The organism is Sporosarcina sp. P32b (genome assembly GCF_002743335.1).
GTDB lineage: Bacteria > Bacillota > Bacilli > Bacillales_A > Planococcaceae > Sporosarcina.
The window spans coordinates 131,063-146,886 of sequence record NZ_PDZB01000002.1 but is presented as its reverse complement, the minus strand read 5'-3'; the positions used below and the strand labels follow the sequence as shown (position 1 = coordinate 146,886).

Here is a 15,824-nt window from a genome sequence, read left to right as displayed (position 1 = left end):
ACTATGGACTTTTCATTAACAGAAGAGCAAGAAATGTTTCGTGGACATATACGCAAAATGCTAGATAAATTCGGCGGCACACAAGTAGCTCGAGAAATGATCGACCAAAATCCGCAAAATTTGAAGAAAGTGTACAAGACGCTAGCTGAACTCGGATGCAGCGGCATCAACATTCCGGAAGAGTATGACGGCATGGACCTCGAGGCACTCGATCTCGTTCCAACGTTTGAAGAGATGGGACGTTCATTAGTACCCGGCTTATTCATGGAAACTTCCGCGTTGGCAGTACCGATTCTCAAGAAATATGCGACGGAAGAGCAAAAACAACAGTATTTGCCAGCGATCGCCTCAGGAGAAAAGTGGATTTCATTCGCAGCACTGGAACCATTCAACGACTTCTCCCCGGCAGGTATCCACTGTACATTGCAGCAGAAAGATGGACAGTACGTACTAAACGGCACGAAGACGCTTGTACCAGAAGCGGAACTTGCGGATGCATTCCTCGTGCTCGTACGCACAAACCAAGAAGATCAAGAAGACGGACTTTCGCTTCTTTTGATCGATAAGACGGATGCACTGAACATCGAGAAACAATCATCGTTTGACGAATCCAAACATGTAGCGAAAATGGAATTCGAAAATCTAGTCATCACTCAAGAGCAAATCATAGGCGAAGTAGATAAAGGTTGGACGCAGCTTCAGGAAGGTCTATTGTACTTTAACGCTGCACTTAGTTCCTACATTGTCGGCGCAATGGAACAAGTCGTCCATATGGCGACGGAATATGCGAAGATCCGGGAGCAGTTCGGTCAAGCAATTGGACGTTTCCAAGCGATCAAACACAGCATTGTAAATATGAAAGTGAATCTCGAAATTGCTCGTTCACTGAGCCATTATGCCAACTGGGTAGTGGATACGGAAGAATTTGACCGTGAAGCAGCAGTATATAGCGCCCGTACATATGCGACGGAGAAATTCATCGAAGTGTCGGCACATAATATCCAAATCCATGGCGGCATCGGATTCACAGAAGAAATCGATTGCCATTTATATGTTAAGCGCGCCCGCTATTATGATCAGTATTTAGGCTCCACCCCTTTCTATCAAGAAAAAGTAGTCGCTTCACTAGGCTGGTAATTTGAAGGAGGAAAACATATGACGAATGTATCCGAGAAATCCAAATTGACAACATACGGTAACATCATCAACGGCAAGACCGTACAAGCAAAGGACGGGGCAGTATCAAACAGTATTGACCCGTCTACAGGTGACGTGTGGGCGAAGATTCCGTCCAGTAAGAAAGAAGATGCGGAACTTGTCATTCAAGCGGCACGTGGAGCGTTTGAAGATTGGTCAAATCTACCGGCGCGTACACGCGGAGATTATATGCGCAAGATCGGAGACATGATTTCTGATAATGCTACAGAGCTACTGGAACTCGAGACGCGCAACAACGGCTGGGTACTCGATGAATACGGCTATCTCGCGGAAGTGTTGAAGCAAGTTTGGTACGACGCAGCAGGGGCAGCGACATTAGTAGGTGCACAAGGGCGTACTGTACAGATGGGTACCGGAGACTTCGGCTTCACGAAACGTAAGCCATACGGAGTAGTCGTTGGAATCTTACCTTGGAACGCACCGTTGTTTACGTTCACGATCAAAGCAGCCTATGCACTCGCAGCAGGAAATACCGTCGTCATCAAGCCAGCTGAAAGTGGAGCGGTTGGATCTTTACGGTACGGTGAATTAATTTCACAAATTCTACCTCCTGGCGTACTCAATGTCATTTCCGGAGCAGGTCGCGAAATTGGAGATTATCTTGTCAGTCACAAGGAAGTGAATAAAGTGAGTTTGACTGGCTCTAAGGCAACGGCTGAACGAATTACGAAGGCTACTGCTCATTCGCCGAAGTCAATGATTTTTGAGCTCGGCGGTAAGTCACCGAATATCGTCTTTGAAGACGCCGATATCGACCAAGCGGTACACGGGTTGATCAACGGCATCTTCACACCGAACTCCGGTCAGATTTGTGTAGGTGGATCACGCATGTTAATTCAGCGTTCCATTTACGATGAAGTGACCGGACGCTTGAAAGAGTTAATGACGGACAAGGAATTCGTTAAACACGGTAATACGCTCGATACGACGAACACAATGGGTCCAATCGCCAATGAAGCGCAATTCAAGTCGGTTTGTAGCTATATCGACGAAGCGTCAAAAGACGACTATGAGATTGTCTTTGGTGGACAGTATGGCGGGGAAGCGGTTCTACCAGGTCAACCGGAATTTGCGGACGGCTACTGGGTGCAACCGACGCTCGTGAAGGTAGCGGATAATAGCACAAGACTAGCTCGTGAAGAAATTTTCGGTCCTGTGGCGGTCGCAATTCCGTTCGATACGGAAGAAGAAGCGATTCAAATTGCGAATGATACGAACTTCGGCTTAGCGGCTGGGGTGTGGACACAGAACTTAGGTCTGGCTCACCGGATGATAGATAAGCTCCAAGCGGGCAATGTATGGGTCAATACGTACGCTAGAGTGGGAGCGGATCTGCCGTTTAGTGGTGTGAAGGAAAGTGGTTACGGTACAGACTCGATTCTCGATTATACACAGGAGAAAGCATGTGTCATTAATATAGGCTAATCCACTAGTAACGATGAGATCTGTGGCGGGAGAGCTTCGGTTTTGCTGCAAGCATGCCTCCTTCCGCAGATTTTTTTAGATCTCAGCTAGATTTGACATAATAAATAAAGCTTACAAACTAGTACAACATCGATAAAGGGAGGCCACTATATGAGTGAAGCGGCATTGAAGGATAAATCGATTAATAGAGGTTTTTTGTTCATCAGTTTCGGAGCGTTCTTTATTATGTTAAGTTTAGCGACCCATCTTCCGGCGTATCCACATATGATAGCGGAATTTAATCTGACGCCTGGCTACGCAGTGTGGATGCAACTTGGCTTGGCTATCGGATTGACAGGTTTCCAGCCATTGCTCGGATGGATCGGTGATTCGTTCGGATTAAAGATCGTAATCTTGATCGGCGGGATCTTTATGGTCATCGGTTCATTGCTTGTAGCGTTCTCGTTTTCATTTTGGGTACTTGTTCTTGGGTTGTTCTTTAAGGGCATCTCGGGAGCGGCGATTGCACCATCGGGAATTGCTTATGCCGGAAAATTCATGGTCGGTACACAGCGGGCTAAAGCAATTGGAACATTTGCGGCATTCATTACGATCGGATCAGTGTTCGGACCGATCATCAGCGGCATGATCGTCGATACAGCCAACTGGCAAGCGAGCTTTATGTTCACTGCGGTTCTTGGCGGAGTAGGAATTGCGCTCTTTGCTTTTGTCCCACATGTCAAAGTACCAGCAAGAAAGAAGCTGGATGTTCTTGGATTGGCTTTCGTTATTATTTTGTTGTTAGGTCTACTGACGATTCCGACATTTATCAACAGCTTCGGTATCGAATCGGGTATGTGGATTCCCTCATTGCTAGTGTTCATTTCGGCATTGATTATCTTGATCTTTGTAGAGAAGAAACAAAAAGCACCATTGCTTGATTTGAAGTATGCCGTGAACCGTAATTTCTGGGTTCCGACGACGATTGCAGTATTCATTTTCCTAGGGTACACAGGCATCATGTACTTACTGACATTCTTTGTTCAGAACGTACAAGGTAAAGCGGCTACAACAGTCGGGTTTTTACAGATGGCGGTATTCCTCGGTACATCAGTCGCAGCGTACTTCAGTGGAAGAATTTTGAAGAAACTTTCAGCGCGAACGATTATAGGCTCAGGAATTCTCGTATTTGCTTCCGGGATTATCATGTTGAATTTCGTTACGCTTACGACATCGTTCATCTATTTGTTCATCTCGATGAGTCTGATCGGGCTTGGCGTCGGTTTCCAAACACCTGCAGTGAAGGGCTTGATCGTTTCGGAAGCCTCAATAGAACGGATGAACGTCGTGACATTTACGAATACAGTAATTGAAAGTCTGGCACAGAGAATGGGGGCATCGTTTGCTTTAGTCGCTTTCTCGATCTTCAGTGCAAGTGGTAACAATGTCGGAGCGGTAGTCAGTACTTCCTGGGTCATCATGGGCTTCGTCGTCATCGCCTTGTTGTTCTTACCGTTGATTCCGCGAACTATTCCTGGAATTCATACGAATGAAGATGACTTACTCGGGACGAAAATCATACCAAAACCTTTAAAAATTGAAGAAATTAAATAAATTTGCTGTTGCGTACAGAGAGGAGTCTTTACTATGAATATTTATGTCTTATTGAAAAAAACATTCGACACGGAAGAAGCCATTTCCGTGTCAGGTGGCAAAATTGATGATAGCGGTGCAGAATTCATTATTAACCCCTACGATGAATACGCCGTGGAAGAAGCCATCCAGCAGCGTGATGCGCACGGTGGTACGGTAACTGTCGTCACGATCGGTGATCAGGATTCGGAGAAGCAACTACGCACGGCGCTCGCTATGGGAGCCGATCACGCAGTACTCATCAATACAGATGACGACCTTGACGAAGGCGACCAGTTCACGACAGCGAAAATTCTTGAGAAATTCTTTGAAGATAAAGAAGTGGATTTGATCCTCGCAGGCAACGTAGCAATTGACGAGGCAAGCGGCCAAGTCGGTCCGCGTCTTGCTGAACGTTTGGACATGCCGTTCATTACAACAATTGTCAAACTGGACATTGTCGACGGTACAGCGACAATCGAAAAAGACGTGGAAGGCGATCTAGAAAGAATCGAGGTATCACTGCCTGTGCTCGTTACATGCCAGCAAGGATTGAATGAGCCGAGGTATACCTCACTGCCTGGCATTATGAAAGCGAAGAAGAAGCCTCTTGAGCAATTAGAGTTAGATGATCTAGATTTGGATGAAAACGACGTGGCGGCTAAGACAGCAACTATCGCGGTGTTCCTTCCTCCTACAAAACAAGCTGGACGTATTCTAGCTGGCGAAACAGAAGTCCAAGTGAAAGAATTGGTCGATTTATTGAGGAATGAAGCCAAAGTAATGTAACTACGCCTATAGATGGAAAGGAGTTTTATCATGAGTAAAAAAATATTAGTAATCGGTGAATTGCAACAAGGAGATCTACGAAAAGTGAGTTATGAGACGATCGCAGCAGCGAAACAACTGGATGTCGATGCGGAAATTATTGCATTGGTTATGGGTGACGGTGATTTACAAAAACCGGCTCACGACATGATTCAGTATGGTGCCGATCGTGCGATTACGGTAACTCACGCAAACTTAAGTAATTACACTTCTGAAGGCTACGGTCAAGTCATTATGGAGGTTATGCGAGAAGAAAATCCAGCCGGTATCATCATGGGTCATACATCCATCGGTAAAGATGTGACACCTAAAATCGCCAGTCGCTTAGAGCTCGGTTTGATATCAGATGCCGTGGCGATTGAAAAAGAGGACGATCAAGTAGTCTTCACTAGACCGATTTACTCGGGTAAGGCGTTCGAGAAGAAAGTGATGAAAGACGACGGACTACTGTTCGCCACCATCCGCCCGAATAATATTTCAGCATTACAGCACGATGCAAGCCGTACAGGCGATATCACTGCAAAAAAAGTGGACGTTAAAGATTTGCGGACGATTGTCAAAGAAGTGATCCGTAAGAAAACTGAAGGCGTCGACCTATCCGAAGCGAAGATCGTTATCGCAGGCGGACGTGGCGTTAAGAGTGCGGAAGGCTTCAAGGCATTGTATGAGCTGGCAGAACTGCTTGGAGGCGCTGTAGGGGCTTCTCGAGGCGCGTGTGACGCAGATTACTGTGAGTACTCCTTGCAAATCGGTCAAACAGGTAAAGTCGTGACACCAGACCTTTATATTGCAGTAGGGATCTCCGGTGCCATTCAGCACATGGCTGGCATGTCTAACTCTAAAGTGATTGTCGCCATCAACAGTGATGCAGAAGCAAATATTTTCAACATGGCAGATTACGGAATCGTCGGAGATCTATTTGAAGTCCTTCCGTTACTTATTAAAGAAATGAAACTAGAAGGCGCGCTCATATCCTAAATTGTAAAAGGCTGTACAGTTCGCGAGTTGAACTGTACGGTCTTTTTTTGCCTGTGTCGCTTACGTAAGCCGCTTTTTTACCACAAAGGCATATAGATAATTCTGTCAACTCATGATATACTACTTGAAACTTACGGTTTATCGGGGGGACAATTTTTGATCAATTACGATTTACTGTTGAATGACACGAACTACGAACTAATCCACCATCAATCAATCGCAAATAAAATCGATCGATTCCAAGTAATCATCATTCATGATCGCCAACCCAACTTTTTTGATTATAATTATTTACTGAACTTTCCATCTGAAAACGTACGGAAAAAAGTGGATGCCAATCGCATTTTCCCGAGAGTGAAAAATGAAACTTTTGTCGTCCGTCAGCAACACTACGAAGAAAACGTGGACTTGTTTTTTAAAATGCGTGTAGATGCGAGACGTGAACTGCTAGCAAAAGCTACAGAATTCATGATTGCTAAATTTTTTAGCACCTATGAAAGTCATCTTGCACCATTGCTTGCCAATAAGCCGACACTCAAATGGGAAATCATCAATAAATTATACGATAAATACGATAAAATGTTGCGTGCACACGTCGGGCTCAATGATGAGAATTCCTGGAATGTATTCAGTATATGGTACAGAACCTATTTGAAGAATCATACCGTCAACGAGTTAATCGTAAAATATGGTTATGATACGTTGAACGCTCTTGATAAAGAAGAGTTGAATGATTTATTTCTCAAAAAAATGAGCACTAGTTTTGCTTCTAATGACAGTTTCCTGAATACATTTACGACTGACGTCAACGCGTATATTGAAAAAATGGTTTCCGAAATACTGGCAGCGTTTGAATCGGAAAAAAACTCCATGGAGCAGATCAATGAATTACTTGGAGTCAGCGCGCAATTTACCTTACATCAGCCAATTGAAGCCACAGTAAAAACAAATAATCTTGTCGTTATGAGTAATGCTGTCTATCAATTCATTACAGAAGCGATGTCAAATCAAAAATTCGATTGCGAACCGAATCAATGGCCACAAGCAACTATTCATGGGCCTAGATTAGAAGGTTCGTTGCAATTGCTTCCGAACGAAAATGATCGGACAACAAGCCAGATGAGTTTACTGCATGACTATGCCCATGCTTTATCCGAAGTCGATGTGGATGTACTGGATTCGCTATGTCATTTGTATTTGGCACAATCCCCGCAGGCCGACGCCCGAGTAGAACTTCGATTTGATGATCTATTGACAATCCGTGGACTGAAAACGAAACTCGGAGGGACCGGACGGCGAGGTGGCTACGAAAAAGAACAACGCACCCAAGTAGTGAAAGCGCTTTCCGTCATTCAATTACTATGGGTAGAACTCGATAGCGTAGTAGTCTACGAACAAGGTAAACCCGTTAACAAGAAGATGCAAGGGCGCGCGTTCCTTTTTACAAATGAAGACGGTAGTCCATGCCGATTTACCGAAAACTCACCGCCTGAACGTTTATATATCATACTTGGAGAAGTGTTTGACCATTTCTTACAAGGCTCTGCAAGACAAGTGAAATTATTGCCGAATCAAGCGATCGAACTGAATCCGTATCAGCGTAAATGGGAGAAAAAACTCATTCGTTATATTAGCTGGCGCTGGCGTACACAAGCACGCAAAGCAAGTTATTTGCAGCCGCATAAAATCAGCACACTGCTCGAAAAAATAGGTATACAAGCGGATTCACAGGCTCCGTCACGCATTCGCGACCGTCTGGAGAAAGCGCTAGATCTACTCGAAGAAGAGGGCGTCATTACATTTTGGCAGTACAATCAATGGAACGAAGACAGTATGTCGAAAAAAGGATGGCTACGCGTCTGGTTAGATGCTACGATCATCATCGCGCCACCTGACGAGATTGTAAGCTATTACGAGCCGATCGAGAGAAAGAAATCAGTCAAGGCGACAACCAATTTCTCCTTAGTGCAGCCTAAAGAAAAAGTCTGTAAGAATATTGGCAGTGACTTTAAAGAATGCCGCATCAATCGTGGCTTAACACTAAAACAAGTATCTGATCAATTGAATATTTCAACATCCTATATAAGCAATATTGAACGAGGCGGAGCATTGCCGTCCCAAGCTGTCTATCAAAAGATGAAGGATTGGTTAAATCAAACCCGCATGATGTAATAAGCAAAAACTTAAAATAACATCTAAATAAAAATATATTTTTTTAAAAAAGCGAACATACAGACGCTATACTAGGGTATACTAAGCAAAGCTCATATTTTGTCGAGCTTTGCTTTTTTATCGATGAAAGCAATAACTAAAGAATACTATTTTCTTAAGAAACCTGGTTCCAAATAATCCTTGTTTATTCATTATTACTCGCGCCGGATAAATGGAGTCGCAATAAATATCTCACGTACAGCAATCAAGGGGGGAGAGCGAAAAGGGCAACATCCAGCTCATACTAGAAGCGATTTAAAATGAGAGGATCTGGAGTGATATATTTACATTCGTGATTTTAATTGGTCTATGTAAAGGTGAAATAACATGTGAAAGGTTTGCTGCGTGACACTGACAACGTGTGTGTAAGACAGATTTCCTTAATTTAAGGATTAAAGATTCATAAATAGAGCAACAAAATAAAATGCGAACATACAAGCGTTAAAAGTGATAGACTAAGAACGGTCTATATGTATCGGAAAGTCTATATGCTATATGTAATCTTATTGAACATGGTTCTGAATAATCCTTCTTTATATAATTTTCCTCGCATCATGCTATCCATTAAACATTGACTATCCCACGTAAAGTAATCAAGGAGAGGACCTCCAAGTACATAAATAAACAGATGATAAGAAGTTCGAACAATTGCAAGGGAAAGGGCGGTCAACTAGTTGACGAGAGGACAATCGCCACGTTAGTACGGGTTAAAAGACTTTAAAAGCAATACGTCGACTAACGAATTCAACACGGAGTTAAAGAGAGCCTATAAATGACTGGTTAAATTAAGTTAAGCTAATGAGATGGATCATCAAAGATAAAAAATAAAACGCAGCGCACTAACAAAGCATTAAATAGGTTTTTTAAAGAAAGTAGTAAACAAACCTATAAATAACACTTAAGCATTATAAAGCTTGAAGTAAACGTGTTAAGTAATTTATAATAAGCCTAGCGCATAAAATCATTGAAAAAAGCGCTAATATCTCACTATCGCAAGTATACTTAGTAGTGATATATTACTTCCTATAATTTATATTATGTTCGGGGCGTTCTACGATCTATACATATTCTACTCTCCATGTATCCTTCTCGCGCTAGCTTTCTAAGCGATTCTTATGATCTTTCGTTTTGATGTGCTTCATGTCGATATGTCCTACACTGTATTCAATGACGTCGTTAATGAATAGCTTATGATCTTTTGCCAGCTGTTTAACGGATTCCAATAATTCTTTATCATACGTCGTTTTATATTGAATTCGATCTGTTGGACGTAAATTCTTATCGTACTCAATAACTCCCGCGGCTAATACGTTCCATAATCCATTTTCTAATAAATAATTGCTGTATGTGTCATGTTCTTCAGATATTTCTTCTAATTGCTCTAAAATCTCCTGACTGATATTCGTGCGGAATTTAATTCGCGTTTCATCTGTCGTTTGAATCATTTTTCCATTCACTAATTTCCACATCGCCAATTCCTCCTTAGTAATTAAAAACTCGCAAATAGTATATTCACGAGTTAATTTTTCGTAATCGATTCGTTTGTTGTAATGCTTGGATATCCGCAGAACCTGTTGCAAACATTGCCATACGCAATTCTAGTTCACGGACTTCCATTGTTTGGAAAACGCTTTCAGACGATATAGTTGCTTCTTCTAAAATCGCTCGACCAAAGCCGACAAAATCTGCACCTAGCGCGATACATTTTGCAGCGTCTACACCAGTATGAAGTCCACCGCTTGCTACCAATAATTTTTTGTCCATATGAGGCTTAACTAGCCGTAGTGAATCTGCTGTTCGAATTCCCCATTCGCTAAATGCTGCCGCTGCTTGCTGTTTGATCGGTGTCGTGCGGAATTTCTCTACTTGACTCCAAGACGTCCCTCCTGCACCGGCTACATCAATGAATGCCACGCCGATATCTAAGAGTTTCTTAGCCGTTTGATCATCAATTCCCCATCCAACTTCTTTAATGCCAACAGGAACTGTTAATTCATTGCATAATTTCTCGATTTTACATAATAAATTACTGAAATTCGTATTCCCTTCAGGCTGAATGACTTCCTGTAATACATTGATGTGCAAAACTAACGCATCTGCGTCGGTATACTCGATGATTTGACGGCATTCATCAGAAGAAAATCCATAATTCAACTGCACTGCGCCTAAATTCGCGATAATGGGGGCCGTTGGGGCGTATTTTCGTAATGCAAATGAAGGTCGAAATGCTTTACTCTCTATTAAAGCGCGTGTCGAACCTAATGCCAATGCCCAGCCTCTTTGTTCCGCTGCAAGTGCTAGATTCCGGTTAATCGTTTCCGCAAAATCCGCTCCACCGGTCATCGAACTTACTAAAAAAGGTGTTTTGCATGATTTGTTTAGAAAGTTTTGCTCCAAATTGATTTCGTCAAATGATAATTCTGGTAAGGCATTATGTAGAAAATCATACTGCTCCAAACCTGTTGTTATCGCATTTCCCGTCACATGTTCATCCAGCACAATTTGAATATGCTGTGCTTTCCGGTCATTTAGTTGCTTGCCCATGATTTTAGCTCCTATCTACTCGTAAACCCGTTACTGTATTGTCGGTTACTATGAATTATAGCTGTTCTATTTCGATTACACAAAAAATAAAAAAGCTCTGATATGAAATCGGAGCCTAGTACGTTTTAATACGTTGAAACTACATATCTTTTCCACTTTTCATCCGTTATTTGTCCTTGATCGAGGAAAATAATACGATTACCGAGGCGTTCTGCTTCATCGAGATTATGAGTCACAATAATGAATGGAATTTTCCACATGTCATGTAATCGTAAAAGTTCGTCTTGACACTGTTTCCGCGTTTCTGTATCAAGGGCTGATAACGGTTCATCCAACAATAACACGGAAGGTTGTGTGGCAAGTGCCCTAGCGAGTGCTACACGTTGTTTTTCTCCGCCTGAAATCTGATGGGGATACTTCTGCAGTAAGTGCTCAATCCCTAGAACTTGAAGCAATTGGTGAATCATTTCATTACTTTCTTTTCGCTCATTCTTTTTCACGCCAAACCAAATATTCTTCTCCACCGTCATATGCGGAAATAATGCATAGTCTTGGAATAAGTAACCGATTTGACGATCACGAGCAGGCAGCGGTTTTTCGCCGGTTTCAAAGAATGTATGTTCATTCGATAGAATCTGGCCGTGATCTGGGTGTACGAGTCCTGCAATACAGTTTAAAATCGTCGTTTTACCGGAGCCCGATGGACCGACTAGCACCATGATTTCATTGCACATTTCAAAATGAATGTTCATCTCAAAGTGCGCGAGTTGTGTATTGATATCCACATGCAGCATGTCAAATCCCCCTTATACTCAAGATTTCGTAAAACGCCTAATATTGCGCTTGCTCCACCAGTTCACCCATAAAATTAAACTAAATCCGAATGTAATGATCATAACAACCCAAAATGTCGCTTTTTCCATCTGTCCCGACTCCACCGCGAAATAAATCGCCATCGGAATCGTATCCGTTTTACCTGGTATGTATCCTGCAAGCATTAAAGTCGCACCGAATTCGCCAAGACCTCTTGCGAATGAAAGCACCAATCCTGCGAGTAATCCTGGCCAAGCGAGTGGGAATACGACTGACCAGAACACACGCGATTCCGAAGCGCCCATTGTACGCGCCGCATTCGATAATCGTTCATCGAGACTTTCAAATGCGGCCGCTGCGCTTTGATACATTAAAGGAAAGGATACGACAATCGAAGCAATCACAGCACCGATCCACGTAAAGACAATTTGGAAATCGAACCATTCAAGCAACCAACTGCCGATCCAGCCTTTTTTGCCAAATAAAATGAGTAAACCGAAGCCGACAACGGTGGGTGGTAGTACGAGAGGCAATAAAAACAATGCTTCCAATATGCTTTTCCCGAAAAAATCACGCTTCGCAAGCAAATATGCAATGAAGACCCCTGCTACAAAAACAAAGAAAGTGGAGATAGCAGCTACTTTCAAAGATAATAATAAAGGTGAATAATCCATTTCCAGCAAGCTGTCTCCCCCTCCTTTACTTAAATCCGAACTTCTGTAGCGTTTTTTCCCCTTTGTCGCCAGTCAAATAATCAAGAAATTGCTGTGCGGCTTCTTGATTATTAGATTCAGCGACGACAGCTGCCGGATACACTATCGGCTCATGCCAATCAGCTGTAGCTTCTGCCAATACTTTTACATTATCCGAAATGAATGCATCACTGGAATACACTACACCGTAATCTACGTTACCCATTTCCACATGTGTCAGTACTTGACGCACGTCTGAGCCAAGAACTAATTTGTCTTGCAAAGGGTCCCAGAGATCTAAGCGTTCAAATGTCTCTTTCGTATAGCGACCAACCGGCACTGATTCCGGCTCACCAACTGCTATATGATCGATTGCTGCGGGATCTATGTCTTCAAAAGAAGAAATTGTACTATCGGAATCTTTATGCGTAATAAATACGAGTGCATTTTCTGCGAAGTCAATTCTTGATTCATTAACGATTAAACTCTTATCTTCCATATTATTCATATCTTGTGAACTAGCAGACAAGAATACGTCAGACGGTGCACCATTTTCAATAGTCGTTGCCAATTTCCCAGAGCTTCCGAAGTTGTATGTCACGGTTATACCTTCATGCGCTTCTTCAAAAGGACCTTTTAACTCTTCCAATGCATCGGTTAAACTGGCTGCAGCAGAAACGATTAGTTCGGTCTCAGGTTTCTCCTGCTCAATTGCCCTTGTCTTCTCGGTTTCATTTGTATTTGAACATCCTACCAGAAAAATCGCTAGTGAAATGAACAAAGTAGAAAGTGGAAAACGTTTCATTTTGTAGTATCCCTACTTCCGTATTACTTATAACTAGATATGCCTAGACATAACTAGTTATATCTAGAATCATCATATTATGCTTTATAAAGCTTGTCAATTTTGCAATTATTGATAAGTTGTTAGAAGATAGATGTACTATTCTTGGAGGGTTGAGACATGACAAATCTAGAAAATGATATTTCTTATACGACCGATGAAATCGCCCAATTATTGAAAGTGTCGAAATTAACGGTGTATGACATCATTAAAAAAGGAGAAATCCGTGCCTATCGTGTGGGACGTCAAATGCGTGTTGATGCCGTAGATTTAACAGCGTATAAAGAACGACTAAAAAGCGGTGGCGAATCAGCGCACAAGCATCCGAATTCCGTAATTCCACACGTCAATGCATCGGAATCCGTGACAGACAACCCAATCATCATTAGTGGACAGGATTTGAGCCTGGATATCATAGCCAGTCATATAGAAGAATCGGGACTCTTTCGTCCGTTGCGATCATTTTCTGGTAGCTTGAATAGCTTGATCAAGATGTATCAAGGACAAGCTGACATCGTCAGTACCCATTTATTTGATGGAGAAACCGGTGAATACAATCTTCCGTATATTAAGCGGCTACTTACCGGACGCTCTTATATGGTCATTCACTTGCTTGGCAGGAAAGCCGGGCTGTATGTTCAAAAGAATAATCCGAAGCAACTACAAAACTGGACCGACCTCGGACAGCCAAGTATCCGCCTTGTGAACCGCGAGAAAGGCTCAGGAGCTCGTGTTTTACTGGATGAGCAACTACATCTCGCAGGCATTACAAGCCCTTCTATCATTGGCTATGACGACGAGGAACTAAATCATATGGCCGTCGCGTCACGCATCGCTTCAGGTCACGCAGATGTAGGTGTCGGAATTGAAAAAACCGCCCGACTGATCGACGTAGACTTCATTCCCTTGATTCAGGAACAATATGATTTAGTGTTGATCAAAACGGCTGAAAATGAAAGGTTACGCGAACTTATTATCGAGACTCTGAATTCTACTTCGTTCAAAGAGCAACTGGCTGCTATGGGTGGTTATGACCTAACGAGAACAGGAACTATTTTGCATGAGACGGTATAAGGGAAGACACGGTTGATCGTTTTTATGCAACTAGTGAAAGACAGCACGGGTTTCGCTCATTCATTCGTATAAGCGCTCATAGTTCATGCGTATCCGCCCTATGTTCATCGTCAACCGCTCTATCACGATCCGTAATCGCTCATACTTTTAACTTAACTGCTCTATCAAGACCAATATCCGCTCATTAGCCTTCGAGTCTCTATAATTTTGAACTTAAAAATCTCAAGCATCACCACGTCTAGCATTCATTTCAATGAAATCCCGAACTTTCATACTCCCACAACAACTTCATAAAAAAAGTAACCCACCTTAAACTACAGGCGGGTTACTCTCTATCATTGTCATAATACTCTTCAATTGAATCCGTTTCATAATACATCTCTTCTTGCGTCTCAAAGCGATTATATCGCAACGTGAACAAATAAAATACATGAGTCGCGACCACTTTCAGCAACGCGTACGCCGGAATCCCGAGAATCACTCCAGCGACGCCAAATAGTGAGCCGGCTGTCAATAAGACGAAGATAATCGTAATCGGGTGAATATGCAGCGACTTCCCCATGATCTGTGGTGAAATAAATTTCCCTTCGATCACTTGCACAATCGTCCATACAATCGCTAGCTTTACGAGCATGAATGGTGATGTGACCATCGCAATAATTGCAGCTGGCGTGATCGCAATCACCGGACCGAGATACGGCACGATACTCGTGAACATCGCAAGTACCCCGAGCAGTAACGCATACTTCATTTTAATAATTAGGAAGCCAATTGATACCATAATTCCAATCGCAATCGCAACTAAAATCTGCCCTTGAATATACGCACTTATTTGCCTATCCGCATCGCGGAAGATAATAGATGCTCCGTCACGCATACGTGGTGGCAACATACGTAAAATCATTTGTGGTAACTTCTCGCCGTCTTTCAGTAAATAAAACAGAATGAGCGGGACAGTCACAATGCTCAATATAATTCCCGTAAGCGCAGAAACGAATGATGTAACGCCTGATGCAATACCGCCGATTGTCTCAGTGAAGAACTTGCCAATACTTTCAAAACCGGAATCGAGAAACGTATTGACATTAAAGTTGAATCCTTCATAGACTGGGGCAAATATAGAATTTCGGAAAAAGTTATCCGTATCCAAAATCAACTGTTTGAAATACGAAGGAAATTCATCGAATAAATTGATCGTCTGCAAACGCAGGAACGGTAATACTAAGAAAATCACTAATGTTAGTAAACCAGCAGTTGCCAATAAGATGATCAAAATCCCATAGACGCGTGGTATACGTAAACGTTCTTCCAAAAAACGAAGAATTGGACGCATTAAGTAATATAAAATGGTCGCGAGTACTACCGGTAAAACGACCGTGGAGAAAAATACGTGAATCGGATAGAAAATAAATGAAACTTGAGTGAAGACCAAGATGATCAATCCAATGAACAATAAACAAAGCAGTACAAACAATGTAGATTGACCACCGAGAAATCCGACAATTGGTGACGTCGAAGGAATAGACCAGAAATCTCGTAAAGAAGACTTTTTTGGTGGCTGCCTCAACGTTTCACTCCCCCTTTAT

13 protein-coding genes are annotated in these 15,824 nt (G+C 42.5%); 7 read left to right on the top strand and 6 right to left on the bottom strand.

Annotated elements, in window-relative coordinates; all coding sequences use genetic code 11:
- Positions 1–3: 3 nt before the first annotated feature.
- The 6 genes from CSV64_RS02340 (at position 4) to CSV64_RS02315 (ending at position 8,232) form a co-directional block, all read left to right on the top strand.
- Positions 4–1,137: an acyl-CoA dehydrogenase family protein gene (locus CSV64_RS02340; protein WP_099633449.1), complete on the top strand. Its 1,134-nt coding sequence runs from the start codon at positions 4–6 to the stop codon at positions 1,135–1,137.
- Positions 1,138–1,155: 18 nt separating this feature from the next.
- Positions 1,156–2,643: an aldehyde dehydrogenase family protein gene (locus tag CSV64_RS02335; RefSeq protein ID WP_099633448.1), complete on the top strand. Its 1,488-nt coding sequence runs from the start codon at positions 1,156–1,158 to the stop codon at positions 2,641–2,643.
- Positions 2,644–2,793: 150 nt separating this feature from the next.
- Positions 2,794–4,236 carry an MFS transporter gene (locus CSV64_RS02330; protein ID WP_099633447.1) on the top strand — a complete coding sequence of 481 codons (1,443 nt, stop codon included), beginning with the start codon at positions 2,794–2,796 and terminating at the stop codon, positions 4,234–4,236.
- A 33-nt stretch (positions 4,237–4,269) separates the two neighbouring features.
- Positions 4,270–5,043, top strand: a complete 774-nt coding sequence (locus CSV64_RS02325) for an electron transfer flavoprotein subunit beta/FixA family protein (RefSeq protein ID WP_099633446.1) — start codon at positions 4,270–4,272, stop codon at positions 5,041–5,043.
- A gap of 30 nt (positions 5,044–5,073) precedes the next feature.
- Positions 5,074–6,060 (top strand): electron transfer flavoprotein subunit alpha/FixB family protein, encoded by a 987-nt coding sequence (locus tag CSV64_RS02320; RefSeq protein WP_099633445.1) that lies wholly within the window; start codon positions 5,074–5,076, stop codon positions 6,058–6,060.
- A gap of 156 nt (positions 6,061–6,216) precedes the next feature.
- The gene (locus CSV64_RS02315) at positions 6,217–8,232 is read left to right on the top strand and encodes a helix-turn-helix domain-containing protein (RefSeq protein ID WP_099633444.1); all 2,016 of its coding nucleotides are present in this window, start codon (positions 6,217–6,219) and stop codon (positions 8,230–8,232) included.
- 1,133 nt (positions 8,233–9,365) lie between these two features.
- Here the strand turns inward: CSV64_RS02315 and CSV64_RS02310 are convergent.
- From CSV64_RS02310 to modA, 5 genes are all read right to left on the bottom strand, one after another.
- Positions 9,366–9,740, bottom strand: coding sequence for an rRNA methyltransferase (locus tag CSV64_RS02310; protein ID WP_099633443.1), 375 nt, complete (start codon positions 9,738–9,740; stop codon positions 9,366–9,368).
- Positions 9,741–9,783: 43 nt separating this feature from the next.
- Positions 9,784–10,815: a type 2 isopentenyl-diphosphate Delta-isomerase gene (gene fni / locus CSV64_RS02305; RefSeq protein WP_099633442.1), complete on the bottom strand. Its 1,032-nt coding sequence runs from the start codon at positions 10,813–10,815 to the stop codon at positions 9,784–9,786.
- 125 nt (positions 10,816–10,940) lie between these two features.
- Positions 10,941–11,609 carry an ATP-binding cassette domain-containing protein gene (locus tag CSV64_RS02300; protein ID WP_099633441.1) on the bottom strand — a complete coding sequence of 223 codons (669 nt, stop codon included), beginning with the start codon at positions 11,607–11,609 and terminating at the stop codon, positions 10,941–10,943.
- An 18-nt stretch (positions 11,610–11,627) separates the two neighbouring features.
- Positions 11,628–12,302, bottom strand: coding sequence for a molybdate ABC transporter permease subunit (gene modB, locus CSV64_RS02295; protein ID WP_369823489.1), 675 nt, complete (start codon positions 12,300–12,302; stop codon positions 11,628–11,630).
- A 25-nt stretch (positions 12,303–12,327) separates the two neighbouring features.
- On the bottom strand, positions 12,328–13,125 hold the full coding sequence (gene modA, locus CSV64_RS02290; RefSeq protein WP_099633439.1) for a molybdate ABC transporter substrate-binding protein: 798 nt from the start codon (positions 13,123–13,125) through the stop codon (positions 12,328–12,330).
- 159 nt (positions 13,126–13,284) lie between these two features.
- On the opposite strand from modA, the gene CSV64_RS02285 reads away from it, so the two are divergent.
- Positions 13,285–14,238, top strand: coding sequence for a substrate-binding domain-containing protein (locus CSV64_RS02285; RefSeq protein ID WP_099633438.1), 954 nt, complete (start codon positions 13,285–13,287; stop codon positions 14,236–14,238).
- A 325-nt stretch (positions 14,239–14,563) separates the two neighbouring features.
- Here the strand turns inward: CSV64_RS02285 and CSV64_RS02280 are convergent, their stop codons facing one another.
- Entirely contained in the window at positions 14,564–15,805 is a 1,242-nt protein-coding gene (locus CSV64_RS02280) for an AI-2E family transporter (protein WP_369823482.1), read from the bottom strand.
- Positions 15,806–15,824 lie beyond the last annotated feature (19 nt).

Bases quoted from the DNA above. Each gene is read 5' to 3' on its own strand.
- CSV64_RS02340 (WP_099633449.1), top strand. From the start codon at position 4: ATGGACTTTTCATTAACAGAAGAGCAAGAAATGTTTCGTGGACATATA.
- CSV64_RS02335 (WP_099633448.1), top strand. From the start codon at position 1,156: ATGACGAATGTATCCGAGAAATCCAAATTGACAACATACGGTAACATC.
- CSV64_RS02330 (WP_099633447.1), top strand. From the start codon at position 2,794: ATGAGTGAAGCGGCATTGAAGGATAAATCGATTAATAGAGGTTTTTTG.
- CSV64_RS02325 (WP_099633446.1), top strand. From the start codon at position 4,270: ATGAATATTTATGTCTTATTGAAAAAAACATTCGACACGGAAGAAGCC.
- CSV64_RS02320 (WP_099633445.1), top strand. From the start codon at position 5,074: ATGAGTAAAAAAATATTAGTAATCGGTGAATTGCAACAAGGAGATCTA.
- CSV64_RS02310 (WP_099633443.1), bottom strand. From the start codon at position 9,740: ATGTGGAAATTAGTGAATGGAAAAATGATTCAAACGACAGATGAAACG.
- fni (WP_099633442.1), bottom strand. From the start codon at position 10,815: ATGGGCAAGCAACTAAATGACCGGAAAGCACAGCATATTCAAATTGTG.
- CSV64_RS02300 (WP_099633441.1), bottom strand. From the start codon at position 11,609: ATGCTGCATGTGGATATCAATACACAACTCGCGCACTTTGAGATGAAC.
- modB (WP_369823489.1), bottom strand. From the start codon at position 12,302: ATGGATTATTCACCTTTATTATTATCTTTGAAAGTAGCTGCTATCTCC.
- modA (WP_099633439.1), bottom strand. From the start codon at position 13,125: ATGAAACGTTTTCCACTTTCTACTTTGTTCATTTCACTAGCGATTTTT.
- CSV64_RS02285 (WP_099633438.1), top strand. From the start codon at position 13,285: ATGACAAATCTAGAAAATGATATTTCTTATACGACCGATGAAATCGCC.